Annotated in this window: 13 protein-coding genes; 4 read left to right on the top strand and 9 right to left on the bottom strand. The window is 73.1% G+C overall.

The window, feature by feature from the left end:
• Positions 1 to 27: 27 nt before the first annotated feature.
• The gene (locus tag KIN34_RS06080; protein WP_307858108.1) at positions 28 to 663 is read right to left on the bottom strand and encodes a GNAT family N-acetyltransferase; all 636 of its coding nucleotides are present in this window, start codon (positions 661 to 663) and stop codon (positions 28 to 30) included.
• 162 nt (positions 664 to 825) lie between these two features.
• On the opposite strand from KIN34_RS06080, the gene KIN34_RS06075 reads away from it, so the two are divergent.
• The gene (locus KIN34_RS06075) at positions 826 to 1,254 is read left to right on the top strand and encodes a ScoMcrA-related endonuclease (protein WP_214348099.1); all 429 of its coding nucleotides are present in this window, start codon (positions 826 to 828) and stop codon (positions 1,252 to 1,254) included.
• Here the strand turns inward: KIN34_RS06075 and KIN34_RS06070 are convergent.
• The 8 genes from KIN34_RS06070 to KIN34_RS06035 form a co-directional block, all read right to left on the bottom strand.
• Positions 1,242 to 1,607, bottom strand: a complete 366-nt coding sequence (locus KIN34_RS06070; RefSeq protein ID WP_214348096.1) for an L-rhamnose mutarotase — start codon at positions 1,605 to 1,607, stop codon at positions 1,242 to 1,244. The two genes, KIN34_RS06075 and KIN34_RS06070, sit on opposite strands and share 13 nt — an antisense overlap.
• Before the next feature lie 4 nt (positions 1,608 to 1,611).
• Positions 1,612 to 3,135 carry a rhamnulokinase gene (locus tag KIN34_RS06065; RefSeq protein WP_214348093.1) on the bottom strand — a complete coding sequence of 508 codons (1,524 nt, stop codon included), beginning with the start codon at positions 3,133 to 3,135 and terminating at the stop codon, positions 1,612 to 1,614.
• Between the two features lie 16 nt (positions 3,136 to 3,151).
• A complete protein-coding gene (gene rhaI / locus KIN34_RS06060) occupies positions 3,152 to 4,321 on the bottom strand; it encodes an L-rhamnose isomerase (protein ID WP_214348088.1) in 1,170 nt (389 codons plus the stop codon).
• Between the two features lie 115 nt (positions 4,322 to 4,436).
• Complete coding sequence (locus KIN34_RS06055) at positions 4,437 to 5,462, bottom strand: LacI family DNA-binding transcriptional regulator (protein WP_214348085.1); 1,026 nt, start codon at positions 5,460 to 5,462, stop codon at positions 4,437 to 4,439.
• 31 nt (positions 5,463 to 5,493) lie between these two features.
• Positions 5,494 to 6,705: an alpha-hydroxy acid oxidase gene (locus KIN34_RS06050; protein ID WP_214348082.1), complete on the bottom strand. Its 1,212-nt coding sequence runs from the start codon at positions 6,703 to 6,705 to the stop codon at positions 5,494 to 5,496.
• A 33-nt stretch (positions 6,706 to 6,738) separates the two neighbouring features.
• Positions 6,739 to 8,784 (bottom strand): bifunctional aldolase/short-chain dehydrogenase, encoded by a 2,046-nt coding sequence (locus tag KIN34_RS06045; RefSeq protein ID WP_214348080.1) that lies wholly within the window; start codon positions 8,782 to 8,784, stop codon positions 6,739 to 6,741.
• Positions 8,785 to 8,936: 152 nt separating this feature from the next.
• Positions 8,937 to 11,285 carry a beta-glucosidase gene (locus KIN34_RS06040; protein WP_214348078.1) on the bottom strand — a complete coding sequence of 783 codons (2,349 nt, stop codon included), beginning with the start codon at positions 11,283 to 11,285 and terminating at the stop codon, positions 8,937 to 8,939.
• A gap of 195 nt (positions 11,286 to 11,480) precedes the next feature.
• Entirely contained in the window at positions 11,481 to 12,503 is a 1,023-nt protein-coding gene (locus KIN34_RS06035) for a LacI family DNA-binding transcriptional regulator (protein ID WP_214348076.1), read from the bottom strand.
• A 274-nt stretch (positions 12,504 to 12,777) separates the two neighbouring features.
• Here KIN34_RS06035 and KIN34_RS06030 point away from each other — a divergent pair, with 274 nt between their 5' ends.
• The 3 genes from KIN34_RS06030 to KIN34_RS06020 all read left to right on the top strand — a co-directional run bounded on the left by KIN34_RS06030 (position 12,778) and on the right by KIN34_RS06020 (position 16,076).
• Positions 12,778 to 13,770 (top strand): carbohydrate ABC transporter permease, encoded by a 993-nt coding sequence (locus tag KIN34_RS06030; RefSeq protein WP_214348074.1) that lies wholly within the window; start codon positions 12,778 to 12,780, stop codon positions 13,768 to 13,770.
• Complete coding sequence (locus KIN34_RS17100) at positions 13,767 to 14,591, top strand: carbohydrate ABC transporter permease (protein ID WP_214348072.1); 825 nt, start codon at positions 13,767 to 13,769, stop codon at positions 14,589 to 14,591. The genes KIN34_RS06030 and KIN34_RS17100 overlap by 4 nt, the downstream gene beginning before the upstream one ends.
• A 186-nt stretch (positions 14,592 to 14,777) precedes the next feature.
• Positions 14,778 to 16,076 carry an ABC transporter substrate-binding protein gene (locus KIN34_RS06020; RefSeq protein ID WP_214348070.1) on the top strand — a complete coding sequence of 433 codons (1,299 nt, stop codon included), beginning with the start codon at positions 14,778 to 14,780 and terminating at the stop codon, positions 16,074 to 16,076.
• Positions 16,077 to 16,182 lie beyond the last annotated feature (106 nt).

The raw sequence follows: 16,182 nt of genomic DNA, 5'->3' as shown, positions 1-16,182 counted from the left end.
AGCACGTCGTGCCAGGTCAGCGCCGGATCACACGGTGACCGGCGCGGGCTCGCGCCACATCGCGACCGGACGAGCGGCCGGAACTCCCGGGATCTCGCCCTGCTCCTCGAAGCCGAAGCGTCGGTAGAGCGCGCGGTTGCGCTCGGTCGAGGACTCCAGGTACGCGCCCACACCCGTCCCGTCGGCGGCGCGCAACCGGTGCTCGAGCAGGCTCGAACCGACGCCCGTGCCCCGGGCGACCGCGGTGACGCCGATCTGGCCCAGGTACCAGTGCGGCTGCTCCGGCCGGCACCGGGCCAGCGCCTGCCGGCCCGTGAGCGCCCGCGGGACGCCGGTCACGCCGAGCGCCCGGAGGAAGGTGGGCGCCTGGCCGACGAGCGCGGGCAGCGTGGCCCCGTGCGTCCCGGGCCGCTCCCACACGGCGACACCGAGCACGGCGCCGTCGTCGTCCCGCGCGACGTCGACGACCGTGCCCGCGCCGTCGCCCGCCTCGGCGCGCAGCAGCGCGGTGAACAGGTGCGTCGCCCGGTCCCGCCGCGCGCGCCCGCCGCCGACGAGGCCCATGATCACGGGGTCGTCGGCGAACGCCTCGCCCAGGACGCGGGCGACGGCCGTCAGGTCGTCGGCGGTCGTGTCGTCGCCCATCGTGCTCACGGCGTGCACGGGTGCCTCCTGGCTGGACGCGCGTCCAAGATGTGGGTGGTCCAGTCTCCCGTCGGGATCCGCGGCATGACCTGGGACTTCGGCCCCATTCTCCCCCGGCGGACGCGGACCCGGGCCCGGGGGCCCACCGAGCCCGCCCTCCGCGCGACGTAGGCTCGACGTGTGGCCACCTTCTCCGCCGTGACGCGGCAGCACATCCTGCAGGCGATCGCCGAGTACGACTCCCGGGGCCGCGACGACTTCCTGGGCATCTACGGGTTCGAGCCGTCCGACGGCTACCCCCTGGTCCACGGCACGCGCACGTACGACTCCCGCGCGGTCCTCGGCGTCGCCCACCGCTACGCCACCGGCCGGCTCGCCACGGCCGACGAGTTCCACGGCGGCATGCCCGGCGCTGCCGCGCTGCTGCGCCGCCGCGGGTTCGAGGTCACCGAGCCCGTCGGAGCGCCGCCGGCGCCCCGCGCCCCCCGCGCGCGCACCGCTCCCGCCGCACCGCGTCGCTCCACCGCCGCACCCGAGCGCGTCGCGCCCATCTGCCCCACCTGCTCCATGACCCTGCCCGCCACCGGCACCTGCGACTACTGCGGCTGAGCGGGCGCGGCCGGCGCCAACCCCGCGGCGCGGAGCTGGTCGTCCAGGCAGAAGATCTCCGGCACGTAGCGGAACCCCTCGTCGGGGTTCCCGTCGCCGACGAACAGCCGGGACATCTCGGCCTGCCACCGCGCGTTGACCTCGGTCGCGGCCATCCGTGCCTGGGCCAGGTCCTTGTCGTCGGCCTCGAAGACGCCGACGAGCGTGCCGTCGTCGGCCAGGAAGAGCGAGTAGTCCCGCCACCCGGCGTCCCGCAGCGCCACGAGCATGTCCGGCCAGACGGCGGCGTGCCGCTCGCGGTAGGCGTCGAGGTGCGCCACCTCGACGCGGGACAGGAAGCAGTAGCGAGGCACGGCCTCACTCCGTCCGTCGGTCGGACCGTCGGGGGCTGCCGCCCGCGAGCGCGTCGAGCCGGGCCTCGGCCCGGTCCCACAGGGTCGCGTCCCCGGACGGCTCCCACCGCGTGAGGTCCGACGAGGCCGCGACGACCTCACGCACCGCGGGCAGCCCGCCGTCGAGGTCGCCCAGCGCGCCGGCCTGCACCAGCAGGTTGCCCAGCGCCGTGCACTCGACGGGTCCGGCCACCACGGGCAGCCCCGTCGCGTCGGCGGTGAGGCGGCACAGCAGGTCGTTGCGCGCACCGCCGCCGACCACGTGCACCACGCGCACGTCGCGGTCGGCGAGCCTCGCCACCGTGCGCAGCGCGCGCCGGTACGCGAGCGCGAGCGAGTCGAGGATGCACCGCGTCGTCGTCGCCTCGTCGTCCGGCACCGGCTGTCCCGACGAGCGCGCGAGCTCGGCGATGCGCGCGGGCATGTCCCCGGGCGCGCTGAGGACCGGGTCGTCGACGTCGACGACCGTGCGGCACGCGGGCACGTCGGCCGCGGCCGCGAGCAGCGCCGCCAGCGCGGTCTCACGCCCCTGGGCCCGCCACGTGCGCTGCGACTCGCTGAGCAGCCACAGCCCCGCGACGTTCTTGAGGTAGCGGACCGTGCCCGCGACGCCCAGCTCGTTGGTGACGTTGGCGCGGCGTGACGCCTCGGTCCGCACGGGTGCGTCGAGCTCCACGCCGACGAGCGACCACGTGCCCGACGAGATGTACGCGGCGTGCGCCGGGTCCGCCATCGGCACCGCCGCGACGGCCGAGGCCGTGTCGTGCGAGCCGACCGCGACGACGTGCGTCCCGCCCCAGCCGTGCGTGGGGAGCACGGGGCCCAGGACGGTCCCGGGCTCGACGAGCGGCGCGAGCAGCCGCGACACGTCGCTGCCCGCGAGCGCGTCGAGCCGCTCGAGCACGCGCGGGCTCCACCTCCGGGTCCCGACGTCGAGCAGACCCGTGGTCGAGGCGTTGGTGACCTCCGTGACGTGCGCACCGCCGAGCCAGGCCGTCAGCAGGTCCGGCACCAGCAGCACCCGCGCGGCCGCGCCGAGCTGCGCCGAGCCCGCCGCCGCCAGGAGCTGGAAGACCGTGTTGAACGGCTGCACCTGCGCACCCGTGATCGCGTAGTGCGTCTCCGCGGGCAGCGCCGCGAAGAACCGGTCGGCCGCGCCGGCGGTGCGCTCGTCGCGGTAGTGGACGGGGTTGCCCAGCAGGGCGCCGTCGGCGTCGAGCAGGCCGTGGTCCACGGCCCAGGTGTCGACCCCGACCGACGCGAGCCCGCCCGACGCGCGGTGCGCGGCGTCGAGGCCCGCGCGCGCTCCCGCCCACAGCGCGAGCACGTCCCACTGCAGCACCTGGCGGTCGCCGACGGGGACCCGGACCGGCTCGTTCACGAACCGGGCGGCCTCCGCGGTCACGAGCCGTCGCCCGTCCAGCCGGCCGGTGAGCACCCGGCCGCTCGTCGCGCCCAGGTCGACGGCCGCGTAGGTGTTCGTCGTCATCGTCGTCGTGCTCGCGTCAGGCGCCCCAGCCGGACTGGGTACCGCCCACGCGCTCGTCGGCGATCCGGCGCTGGTAGCCGGACGCGGCGTACGCGGCCATCGGGTCCGCGGGCAGGCCACGCTCCTCGCGCCAGCCCGCGAGCGCGGGCCGCACGTCGGTGTAGAAGGCGTCCATGAGCAGTCCGTTCGCGGAGAGCACGTCACCCGCGTCCTGCGCCGCGCGCAGCGCCTCCTGGTCGACCAGCAGGGCGCGGGCCGTCATCTCCTGGACGTTGAGCACCGAGCGGATCTGCCCGGGGATCTTGTCCTCGATGTTGTGGCACTGGTCGAGCATGAAGCGCACCGGCGAGCCCGCCTCGAAGCCGCCGCCGCGCAGGACCTCGAACAGGATCCGGAAGAGCTGGAACGGGTCCGCGGCGCCCACGATCAGGTCGTCGTCCGCGTAGAACCGGGAGTTGAAGTCGAACGAGCCGAGCCGGCCCAGGCGCAGGAGTTGCGCCACGATGAACTCGATGTTGGTGCTGGGCGCGTGGTGGCCGGTGTCCAGGCAGACGAACGCGCGCTCGCCCAGAGCCGTCACGTGCGCGTACGACGTGCCCCAGTCCGGCACGTCCATCGTGTAGAAGTACGGCTCGAAGATCTTGTACTCGAGGACCAGCCGCTGCTGGTCGGACAGCCGCGCGTAGATCTGCGCGAGCGAGTCGGCGAGACGGTCCTGGCGGCCGCGGATGTCCCCCTGGCCCGGGTAGTTGGTGCCGTCCGGGAGCCAGATCTTGAGGTCCTGCGAGCCGGTGGCGTCCATGACGTCGACGCACGCGAGGTGGTGGTCGATCGCCTTGCGACGGATGCGCTCGTCGGTGTGGGTCAGCGAGCCCAGCTTGTAGTCGTCGTCCTGGAAGGTGTTCGAGTTGATCGTGCCCAGCCGGACGCCGAGGTCCTGCGCGTACCGCGCGAGCTCGCCGTAGTCGCTCACCAGGTCCCACGGGATGTGCAGGGCGACCGTCGGCGCCAGGCCGGTGAGGCGGTGCACCTGGGCCGCGTCGGACAGCTTCTCCTGGATGGTCCGCGGCGTCCCGGGCGTGCTGAAGACCTTGAACCTCGTCCCGGCGTTGCCGAACGCCCATGAGGGGAGCTCGATCGCCTGAGCAGCGAGGACGTCACGGGCGGGGGCGTCGAGTTCGCGCATGGTCTGCCTCCTTTGGCTGGATGAATCGTTTCATCGGATGGGGGCGGTGTCAACCAGGGGGCGGTGTCGACCAGGGCGCCGGCCGGTGGGTCCGGCTGCGCCGGGTGAGGACGGGTCAGGAGGTGCTGGACGCGCGCACGACGAGCTCGGGCTGGAACACCGTGTGGCGCGCCGGCTGGCCCGCGGCCTGCCGGAGCAGCAGCTCGGTCGCCTCGTAGCCCATCTCGTGCGTCGGCTGCCGCACGGACGTCAGCGGGACCGCGAGCTCGCCCGCGATCTCGATGTCGTCGTACCCGACGATCGCGGTGCGCCGCAGCAGGTCGGTCCCGCCGCGGCGGCGCAGGTGCCGCTGCACCCCCACCGCGACGAGGTCGTTGACGCAGAACACGGCGTCCGGTGTCGCGCCGTCGTGCGCGTCGACCCACCCCCCGAGCGCCTGGTCGCCACCCGCTGCGTCCAGCGAGGCGAGCGGGACCTCCTCGACCACGTCGGCCGGGTCCAGACCGGCGGCGCGCACGGCGCGGTCCACGCCCGCTCGTCGGGCCTCGCACTGCCGGATCGCGTGCGGCCCGTTGAGGAACACGATCCGGCGGTGACCCTGCGCCAGCAGGTGGGCGGCCGCGAGCTCGCCGCCCGCCTCGTCGTCCACGGAGACCGAGGACATGCCGGCGATCGTCGAGGGCGCGTCCAGCAGCACCACCGCGACCCCGCGCCGCTGCATCTCCACCAGGTGCTCGAGGCTGCGGCTCGTGGGCACGACGAGCAGGCCCAGCACCCCGTGCTCCTCGAACAGGTGCAGGTACTTGGCCTCGCGCGCGGGGTCGTCGTCCGAGCTCGCGAGCATGAGCGTGTGGTCGTCGACCGTCAGGCGGTCCTCGATCCCGCGCGCGACGTCGGTGAAGAACGGGTTGCGGATGTCCAGCAGCAGCGCGCCCACGGTCGTGATCGCCCCCCGGCGCAGCTGGCGGGCCGGGCCGTTGCGCACGAACCCGAGCTCCGCGATCGCCGCCTGCACCCGCTCACGGGTCGCCGGGGCGACGGCGTCCGGCCGGTTCAGCACGTTGGACACCGTCCCGACCGAGACCCCGGCGACGCGCGCGACGTCGGTCACCGAGGGCCGGCGGTGCGGGGGCGGGGTCACGGGCGTCACTCTCGCAGATCGGACGAGCGGGTCAGGGCAGGCGCACGTGCTGGGGGCCGAGCTCGTCGACGCTGCGGACCCCGAGCAGCGCCATGGTGCGCCGCACCTCGCGCGTCAGGATCTCCGCGGCGCGGTCGACGCCGCGCTCGCCCCCGGCCATCAGCCCGTACAGGTAGGCCCGGCCGACCATCGTCGCGTCCGCGCCGAGCGCGAGCGCCGCGACCACGTCCGCGCCGGACATGATCCCCGTGTCGACCCACACCTCGGTCCGCCCGCCGACCGCCTCGACCACGTCGGGCAGGAGCCGCAGGGGCACCGGCGCCCGGTCGAGCTGCCGGCCGCCGTGGTTGGACAGCACGATCGCGTCCGCCCCGGCGTCGGTGACGCGGCGCGCGTCGTCGACCGTCTGGATGCCCTTGATGACCAGCGGGCCGTCCCAGGACGCGCGCAGCCACTCGAGGTCGGCGATCGTCATCGTGGCGTCGAAGAGCTTGTCCAGCAGCTCGGCGACGGTGCCGTCCCAGGACTGCAGCGACGCGAACACCAACGGCTCGGTGGTCAGGAGGTTCATCCACCAGGCGGGGTGCGTGGCCGCGTCGAGCACGGTCTTGACCGAGAGCGCGGGCGGGATCGAGAAGCCGTTCCGCGTGTCCCGCAGGCGGGCTCCCGCGACCGGCACGTCGACCGTGAGCTGCAGCGCCTCGTACCCGGCCGCCTTCGCGCGGGCCATGAGGTCCTCGCCCGCCGAGCGGTCCTTCCACACGTAGAGCTGGAACCACTTGCGCGCGCCCGGCGCCGCCGCGGCGACGTCCTCGATCGAGGTGGTGCCCATCGTCGACAGCGCGTACGGGATCCCGCGGCGCTCGGCGACCCGCGCGACCGCGCGCTCGCCCTCGTGGTGCATCATCCGCGTGAAGCCCGTGGGCGCGAACGAGAACGGCACGGCGGCGGGCTTGCCGAGCATGCTCGTCGTGGTGTCCACGGCCGAGACGTCGTGCAGGATCGACGGCTGGAACTCGAGCTGCCGGAAGAGCGAGCGTGCGCGGCGCAGGCTGATCTCCGCCTCCGCGGCCCCGTCGGTGTAGTCGAAGACCGAGCGCGGCGTGCGGCGCTTCGCGACCTGGCGCAGGTCCGCGACGGTGAGCGCGTCCGCGAGGCGGCGCTCGGTCGGGTCGAGCCGGATCGGCTTCGGCCGCAGCAGGGGCTGCAGCTCGGACCACTTCGGGATCTGTCGGGTGACCACGGGACCATCCTCCTCGGGCTCGGCGCGGTCGGGTCAGCGCAGGAACGCGGCGGCGACGCCGGAGTCGACGGGCACGTGCAGGCCGGTGGTCTGCACCAGGTCCGGGCCGGTGAGCGCGTACACCGCGGCGGCGACGTGCTCGGGCAGGACCTCCTTCTTCAGCAGCGTGCGCTGCGCGTAGTAGGCGCCGAGCTCGCTCTCCGGGACGCCGTAGGTCGCCGCGCGCTGTGCGCCCCACCCGCCGGCGAAGATGCCGGACCCGCGGACCACGCCGTCGGGGTTGACGCCGTTGACCCGGATCCCGTGCGCGCCCAGCTCGGCGGCGAGCAGCCGCACCTGGTGCGCCTGGTCCGCCTTGGTCGCGGAGTAGGCGATGTTGTTGGGCCCCGCGAACAGCGAGTTCTTCGAGGCGATGTAGACGATGTCGCCGCCCATCTGCTGCGCGACCATGGCTCGCGCGGCCTCGCGCGCGACCAGGAAGGAGCCGCGCGCCATGACGTCGTGCTGCAGGTCCCAGTCCTTCGCGGTGGTCTCGAGCAGAGGCTTGGAGATCGACAGCCCGGCGTTGTTCACGACGAGGTCGACGCCGCCGAACGCCAGGCACGCGGCCTCGACCAGCCCGGCGACCGCGGCCTCGTCGGTCACGTCCGCCTGCACCGCGACCGCCACGTCCGGGCCGCCCAGCTCGTCGGCCACCTGCTGCGCGCCCTCGAGGTTCACGTCCGCGACGACGACGCACGCGCCCTCGGCCGCGAGCCGCTCGGCGATGGCGCGCCCGATGCCGGACCCCGCGCCGGTGACCAGCGCGACCCGCGTGGCCAGGGGCTTCGGCCTCGGCATGCGCGCGAGCTTGGCCTCCTCGAGCGCCCAGTACTCGATGCGGAACTTCTCCGACTCCTCGATCGGTGCGTAGGTGCTGATCGCCTCCGCGCCGCGCATCACGTTGATCGCGTTGACGTAGAACTCGCCGGCCACCCGCGCGGTCTGCTTGTCCTTGCCGAAGGAGAACATCCCGACGCCCGGCACCAGGACGATCGCCGGGTCGGCGCCGCGGATCGCGGGGCTGTCGGCGGTGGCGTGCCGGTCGTAGTACGCCTGGTAGTCGGCCCGGTAGGCGGTGTGCAGCTCGCTCAGGCGGGCGACGACCTCCTCGAGCGGCGCGGTCGCCGGCAGGTCGACGACGAGCGGCTTCACCTTGGTGCGCAGGAAGTGGTCGGGGCAGGAGGTGCCGAGCGCGGCGAGCCTGTCGAGCTGGTCCCGCGCGAGGAGGTCGAGCACCACGTCGTCGTCCGTGAAGTGGCCGACCTGCGGCTTGTCCGACGAGGTCAGCCCGCGGACCACGGGCGCGAGCGCGGCCGCCCGGGCCCGGCGCTCGTCGTCGGGAAGCGCCTCGAAGCCCGGCCGCACGGCGCCGAACGGGTGCCGGCCGAGGCGCGCGGTGGCGTCCTCGATGAACGCCTCGGCGGTGCGGATGATGTGCAACGAGCGCTGCTCGGCCTCGTCGGACGTGTCCCCCCACGCCGTGATGCCGTGCCCGCCGAGGACGCAGCCGATCGCCTGCGGGTTCGCGGCCTTGATCGCCGCGATGTCGAGGCCGAGCTGGAAGCCCGGCCGCCGCCACGGCACCCAGACCACGGTGTCGCCGAAGACCTCCCGCGTGAGGCGCTCGCCGTCCGCCGCGGTCGCGAGCGCGATGCCCGCGTCGGGGTGCAGGTGGTCGACGTGCGCGGCGTCGACGAGCGCGTGCATCGCGGTGTCGATGGAGGGCGCCGCGCCGCCGCGGCCGTGCAGGCAGTAGTCGAAGGCCGCGACCATCTCGTCCTCGCGGTCCACGCCGGGGTACACGCCGACGAGGGAGCGCAGGCGGTCCAGCCGCAGCACCGCGAGGTTCTTCTCCGTGAGCGTGCCGAGGTCGCCGCCGGACCCCTTGACCCACAGGAGGTCCACGTCCTGCCCGGTGACCGGGTCGGTCTCGACGCCCTTGGCGGAGGTGTTGCCGCCCGCGTAGTTCGTCGTGCGGGGGTCGGCACCCAGCCGGTTGGACCGGGCGACCAGGGACTCGACCACAGGGTTCGACATCGTCGTCACTTTCGGGAAGGAGTGGATGAGAGTGGATGAATCGTTTCATAGCCTACGTCGCCACGTCGCACCCGGTCAACGCCGGGCGCAGCCGAGGCCCGGTGGTGGGGTGCACCACCGGGCCCCGGTCGATCACGCGCGGGCGCCCGCGGTCAGCGGTGGTGCCAGTGCCCGTGCCCGTGGGTGCGGACCGTGAACGACGTGCCGACCGACGTGTCGGACGAGCCGCCGACGGCCACGTCGTACCGGCCTGCGGCCGTCGTCCACCCCTCGTCGTCCGTGTCCCAGTACTGCAGGAGGTGGTGGTCGGCGAGGTCGGAGCGAGACAGCGAGATGGTCACCCACCGGGACTGCCCCGGCTTGAGCGTGACCTTCTCCCACCCGACGAGGCGCGAGCCCGGCTCGTCGGCCGCGGCCGGCAGCGTGACGTAGGCCTGCGCGGTCTCGGTGCCGGTCCGGCGACCGGTGTTGGTGAGCTGGAAGCGGATGCTCACGCCGTTGGCCGCGTCCGCGCCCTTGGTCACGACCTTGAGCCGGTCGTACCGGAAGCTGGTGTAGCTCAGGCCGTGCCCGAACTCGAACAGCGGGTCGATGTCGTTCTGCTGGTACCAGCGGTACCCGACCTCGAGGCCCTCGGCGTAGTCGACCTGACGGATCTCGTTGGTACCGGCCGGACGCGTCGTCGAGCCGTCCGAGAAGATGCCGGGGTACTGCGCCGTCGACCCCGCGGTCGGGGTGTCCGCCAGCGACCTCGGGAACGTCATCGGGAGCTTGCCCGAGGGGTTGACGTCGCCGAAGAGCACCGACGCGATCGCCGGGCCCATCTGCTCACCGGTGTACCAGGCCTCGACCACGGCCCGGACCTTCGACAGCCACGGCATCTCGACCGCGGAGCCGGTCTGCAGCACCACCACCGTGTTGCTGTTCGCGGACGCGACCGCGTCCACGAGTGCGTCGCCGCCCCCGTGCAGGTGCAGGTCCGTCAGGTCGGCGAACTCGCCGGCCAGCTGGTAGCCGAGCACCACCGCGACGTCGGCGGACGCGGCGAGCGCCGCCGCGGCGGCCGGGTCGGACCCGTCGTCCACCACGACGGTCGCGCCGGCCCGGGCGGCGCGCTCGGCGAGCCCGGCCTCGGGCGTGACCAGGTCCTCGCACGGCTGCGTGGGGTTGCCGCGGAAGGACATGGTGCAGACGCTGCGCGCGCTGACCCCCGCGGCGTTCGGCGTCGCCGAGGCCGTGGGGCCGATGAGCGCGATCGTCTGGCCGCGGCGCACCTGCAGCGGCAGCGCGGAGCGGTCGTTCTTCAGGAGCACCGCGCCCTCCTGCGCGATCTGGAGCGCGGTCGCCTTGTGCGCTGCGGTGGACGCGTCCTCGACCGCGACGTCCGGCATCGGGTGGTCGAAGAGGCCCTTGTCGATGTACGCGGTCAGCACGCGCTTCGCGGCGTCCTCGATCCGGGCCTGCGTGATGTCGCCGGCCGCGAGCGCCTGGTCCAGCAGCGCCGGCGTGAAGAACCGCGGGCGGTTGAGCTCCTGGTCCAGGCCGTTGTTGAGCGCGTCCGCGGTCGAGTGCACCGCGCCGAAGTCGGACACGACGTAGCCGCCGTAGTCCCACGCGTCCTTGAGGATGTCGTTGAGCACGTGGTCGTTCTCGCACGCGTACTGCCCGTTGATCTGGTTGAACGCGCACATGATGTTGGCGGGGTCGGACTCGGACAGCGCGATCTCGTACGGCAGCGCGTAGACCTCGCGCAGGGTGCGCTCGTCCAGGTTCGACGAGCTGGTCTGCCGGTCCAGCTCCTGCTCGTTGGCGACGAAGTGCTTGAGCTCGGCCATGACCGACTTGCCGTCCCGGTCGTCCTGGATGCCGTCGACCACCCGGGCGGCCAGCAGGCCGGACAGGAGCGAGTCCTCACCCAGGTACTCCGGCGTGCGGCCGGACAGCGGCGTCCGGCCCGAGGCGATGCCCGGAGCGAGCAGCCCGTTGCGCTGCTTGTCGAACGCCTCGTCGCCCATCGCCTGGCCCTTGTCCTCGGCGAGGTCGTGGTCCCACGTGGCCGCGAGCATGATGTTCGAGCCGAACGCCGTCAGCCCCTGCCCGGCGCGGACCCCCTCGGGCCCGTCGGCGTACGTCACCTTGGGCGTGCACGGGAGCTGCGCCGGGTACTCGACGCCGGAGAACACCGTCTGCGTGGGGTTGTTCGCGGGCTGCTCGACGAGCCAGCGGTAGAGCTGGTGCTGCGACGACGCGTCGATCAGCAGCTCGGCCCGGTCCTCGGGCGAGAGCCGCGTGTTCATCCACGGGCACTCGGCGGGGACGGGCGCGGGGTCGCGCGGTCCCCGCCCGTGGGCCTCCGCCGTGGTCGCGACCATCGGCACGACGAGCCCGACGGCGAGCAGGGGGACGAGCGCGGCACGGCGTCCGCGCCGGACTCGGGGGTGGTCTCCGGGGTTGTCTCCGGGGTTGTCTCGGGCGGTAAATCGATTCAATACGTCCAGCATGGACCGGCCTCTCTGCCTGGTTCATCACGGTGACGCGGCGAGCATCGGGCGGCGGGTGCCCGCGGGGCCCCGGCCGTTGTCGGGTGCGTCGATCTCGACCTCGTCGTCGGATTGAAACGCTGCAATGACAGCGCCATGCAAACACCCGAACCGGACGATCGTCAACAGATCCGGCGAGATCTCCGGGGCGGCCCGTCAGCCCCCGGGGTGGCCGAGGGTGCTCGCGCGCGGCACCAGCACCGGCTCCATGACGACGGTCGCGTGCTCGTGACCTGCCGGTTCGCGCAGCTCCTCGAGCAGCAGCCGCGCCGCCTCGCGCCCCATCTCGACGCCGGCCTGGTCGAGCGTCGTCAGGGGCGTCATCGAGCCCCACGACTCGCGGTTGTTGTCGTAGCCGACCACCGCGAGGTCGCCCGGGATCGCGACCGAACCGTCCGCCGCGGCCGCCTGGACCACGCCGAGCGCGAGCAGGTCGGCGCCGGCGAGCAGCCCGTCGGGACGCGCCGCGGGATCCCGCGCGAGCACCGACTCGGCGACCGCGCGGCCGTCCTCGGTCGTGACCCCGACCGTCGCCAGGTACTCCAGCGTCACCCCCTCCGCCTCGGCGACGGCGAGGCGCGCGCCCTCGAGCCGGTCGACGACCGCGGGGAACCGCCGCGCGCCGGCGAACAGCAGCCGTGTGCGGCCGAGCTCGATCAGGTGCCGGGCCGCGAGGTAGCCGCCCGCGCGGTTGTCCGTCTGCACGCTGCACACCCCGGGCTCGGGCGGCTCCGCGTTGAGCAGCACCACGCGCATCCCGCGCGCCCGGGGCCCCAGGACCTGCCCCGCGAGGTCCTGCCGCGGTGCGACCAGCAGCCCGGCGACGCGCTCCTCCTCGAACAGGTCCAGGTACGCGCGCTGCTTGTCCTCGCGCGAGTCGCAGTTGGCCAGGACCAGGTTGAGCTCGGCCTTCTCGAGGATCTCTTCCGCGCCGCGCGCGAGGTCCAGGAAGAAGGTGTTCGTGAGGTCGGCCGCGACGAAGGCGATCGTGCGGCTCGAGCCGGCCGCGAGCGAGCGGGCCGCGGCGTTCCGCACGAACCCGAGCTCGGCGATGGCCTTCTCGACCCGAGCCCGCGTCGCGGCGGCGACGACCTGGGGGCGGTTCAGCACGTTGGAGACGGTGCCGACCGACACGCCCGCGACGCGGGCGACGTCCACGACGCTCGGCGCGCGCTCCATCCGCCCTTCCCCTCCCCGGCAGATCCCCGTCGATCCCCGTCGAGCCCCGTCGATCCCCGGCAGCAGGAGCCTAGACCGCGTGCGGCGGCCGCGACGTACCGCCTCAGGTCACGGATCGGCCACGGTCGAAGGTCCCCCTGTTGACACCCCCGGCGGCGCTATGAAACGCTTCAATCGCTCGACGGAGAGCAGAGCGCGCCGGCCACCCCCGCCGGACGCCGCCGCCCGTCGAGCACCGCAGGACGCCTGATCACTGTCGACGGAAGACCTGACGATGACCCTCCCCACGCACACCGAGGACGACCCGACGCGGTCGGGCCGGGCGGGCGGCGCACCCGAGGACGGGGCCGGCCGCCCCGCCTCGCGGCCTGCGCGGCGTCGGCCCGACCTGCTCGGCCGCCGGTCGCGCGCGCCGTGGTGGTTCCTGCTCCCCGGCCTCGCCCTGTACGCGTTCGTCGTGCTGGTGCCGAGCGTGCGCGGCGGCGTCCTGGCCTTCACGGACTGGAACGGCATCAGCGAGACCTACGACTGGATCGGCTTCGACAACTTCGTCAAGCTCTGGAACACCGAGATCGCCCGCGACGCGCTGGTGCGCACCGTGATCATCGCCGTCGCGGTGACGATCATCCAGAACGCGATCGGGCTGCTGCTCGCCCTCGGCGTCAACTCGCACATCAAGTCGCGCAACGTCCTGCGGGTGCTGCTGTTCGCGCCGGCGGTCCTCACGCCCGTCGTCGTCGCCTACCTGTGGCGCAACCTGCTGGCACCGACGGGCGCGGTCAACTCGTTCCTCGACGCGGTGGGCCTCGACGGGCTGCAGCGGGAGTGGCTCGGCGACTCGCGGTACGCGATGTGGTCGATCGTGATGATCGTCGTCTGGCAGTTCGCCGGGTACTCGATGGTGATCTTCCTGGCGGGCCTGCAGAGCATCCCGCAGGAGATCTACGAGGCCGCGGAGCTCGACGGCGCGAGCCGGTTCCGCCGCTTCACCTCGATCGAGCTCCCCCTGCTCGCCCCCGCCACCACGATCAACCTGATGCTGTCGATCATCGGCGGGATCAAGCTCTTCGACCAGGTCTACGCGACGACGGGCGGCGGGCCGGCGAACTCGACCCAGACGCTGTCCACCCTGATCTACCGCTACGCGTTCAACTCGGGCCAGTTCGCGTTCGCGATCGCGCTCGCGGTGGTCCTCACGCTGCTCGTCGCGGTGTTCGCCGCCGCGCAGTACAACCTGCTGCGCCGCGCGGAGAGGAAGGCGTCGTGAACCGCCGCTACACGGGTCGCACGTTCGCGACCGAGGTCGGGATGGTCGTGGTCGCGCTCGTGATCGCGTTCCCGCTCTACATCCTGGTCAACCTCGCGTTCCGGGACCGCTCGTCGCAGCAGTCCCTGCTCACGCCGACGTCGGACCCCACGTGGGCCAACTTCTCCACCGCGTGGAACGACGCGGACCTCGGCAAGGCGCTGCTCACCAGCACGTTCGTCACGGTCGTCAGCGTCGTGATCATCGTCGCGGTGTCCGCGCTCGCGGCCTACGTGCTGGCCCGCGTGACCAAGCGCTGGTCGCGGCTCATGTTCGCGCTGTTCATGGTCGGCCTGCTGCTGCCGTTCCAGCTCGCGCTGCTCCCGCTGTACTCGACCATCCGCGACCTCGGGCTGATCGGGTCGGTGTGGTCGCTGATCCTGTTCTACTCGGGCCTGCAGGTGCCGTTCGCGACGTTCCTCTACACCGGCTTCCTGCGCGCGCTGCCGCTGGACTACGAGGAGGCGGCGATGCTCGACGGCTGCTCGCCGCTCCGGGCGTTCACCCGCGTCGTGTTCCCGCTGCTGCGGCCCATCACGGGCACCGTCATCATCCTCAACGCCGTGTTCGTCTGGAACGACTTCCTCACGCCGCTGCTCTACCTGTCCGGGTCCACCACGGCCACCATGCCGCTCGCGATCTCCACCTTCGTGGCGCAGTACTCGTCGAACTACAACGTGGTCTTCGCCGGGCTGCTCATCGGGATCATCCCGGTGCTCGTCGTCTACTTCGCGATGCAGCGCTCGATCATCAAGGGCTTCAGCGGCGGCCTCAAGGCCTGACCGCACGCGCACCCGGCCGCTCCGCCGGCACCGCCACCTCCTCATGTACCTCCTCGTGCACGACGAGGACGCACGCCCCCCACCCGCACCACCAGCTCCGCCCACCCTGCACCCGCCCACCCCGCACCCGCCCACCCCGCACCCGCCGCGACGCTGCGGCCCGTCCGACGACTACCAGGAGGAACCATGCACACCAGGAAGACGACGACCGTCCTCGTCACGACCGCGGTGCTCGGCCTCGCGCTCACCGCCTGCAGCAGCGGCGGCGGTGACGGCGACGCGAGCGAGCCCACCGAGACCGCGGGATCGGGTGAGCTCACGATCTCCGCCCTCAACTCGGACAAGGCCGCGCTCGAGGCGTCGATCGCGGCGTTCGAGAAGCAGTACCCGGACATCAAGGTCACGACGACGTGGGCGGACACCGACCAGTACCAGCCGACGCTGCGCACGCAGCTCACGGGCGGCACCGCCGCGGACGTCGTGCAGATCTGGCCGGGCGCCGGCAACTCGGCGGCGATCTCCGTGCTCGCCCCCGCGGGCTTCCTCGAGGACCTCTCCGGCCGCGACTGGGCCGCCGACGTGCCCGACGGGCTCAAGCCCGTGCTCGAGAACGAGGACGGTCTCTACGGCCTCGCCGTGACGGTCAGCGGCCTCGGTGCGGTCTTCAACGACCAGGCGCTCGCCGACGTGGGCGCCACGCCGCCCACCACGTGGTCCGAGGTGCTGGACCTGTGCCAGACGGCCAAGGACGCGGGCAAGGTCGCGTTTGCGCTCGGCGTGCAGGACTCGTGGGTCGGCCAGCTGATCCCCTACTCGCTGGCTCCCGAGATGGTCTACACCGCGGACCCCGAGATGGACAGCGGAGCGACCGAATACACGGCCCCGCACTTTGCCGGCTCGGCGTGGACGGACGTGCTCGCCAAGTACGACGAGATGACGCAGGCCGGCTGCTTCAACGAGGGCGTCGGCGGCACGGACTACAACACGACCGTCTCGATGGCGGCGACCGGCGACGCGCTCGGCATCGTCAACGGCAACTGGGCCATCCAGGCGCTGACCGAGGCCGCCCCCGAGGGCGCGACCTTCAGCCTGCACGCCATGCCCGCGTCCGACGACACCGAGGCCACCCGCATGGCCGCCGCCGCGTCCGGGACGTACGGCGTGAACGCCGACGCCGCGAACAAGGCCAACGCGCTCGCGTTCATGGACTTCCTGGCCTCGGCCGAGGGCACCAACGCGTTCGCCGAGGTCAACGCCGGCCTCCCGGGCATCCCGAACGACCAGTTCGAGCTGGCCGAGTCGCTGCAGGACCTGGGCGACTACTTCAACGGCGGCAAGACCTACCCCTTCATGGACCAGCTGTGGCCGAACCCCGACGTCCAGACCGCGCTGCTGACCGGCGTCCAGGGCATCTTCGACGGCTCGCAGACGTCCGACGACGTGCTCGAGGCGATGGACCAGGCCTGGGAGCAAGGTCCCGCCTGACCTGAGCACACCGGTGGCTCCTCGCCCGCCCGTCGTGGACGGGCGGGGAGCCACCCCTCGCCCGCAGCCAGCCCGCACAGCGCCGGTACAGCGCCCGTAGACAGCC

Source organism: Cellulomonas fulva (genome assembly GCF_018531375.1).
Classification (GTDB): domain Bacteria; phylum Actinomycetota; class Actinomycetes; order Actinomycetales; family Cellulomonadaceae; genus Cellulomonas; species Cellulomonas fulva.
Note: the sequence above shows the minus strand (reverse complement) of the source record. Positions and strands in the feature narration are given on the sequence as shown.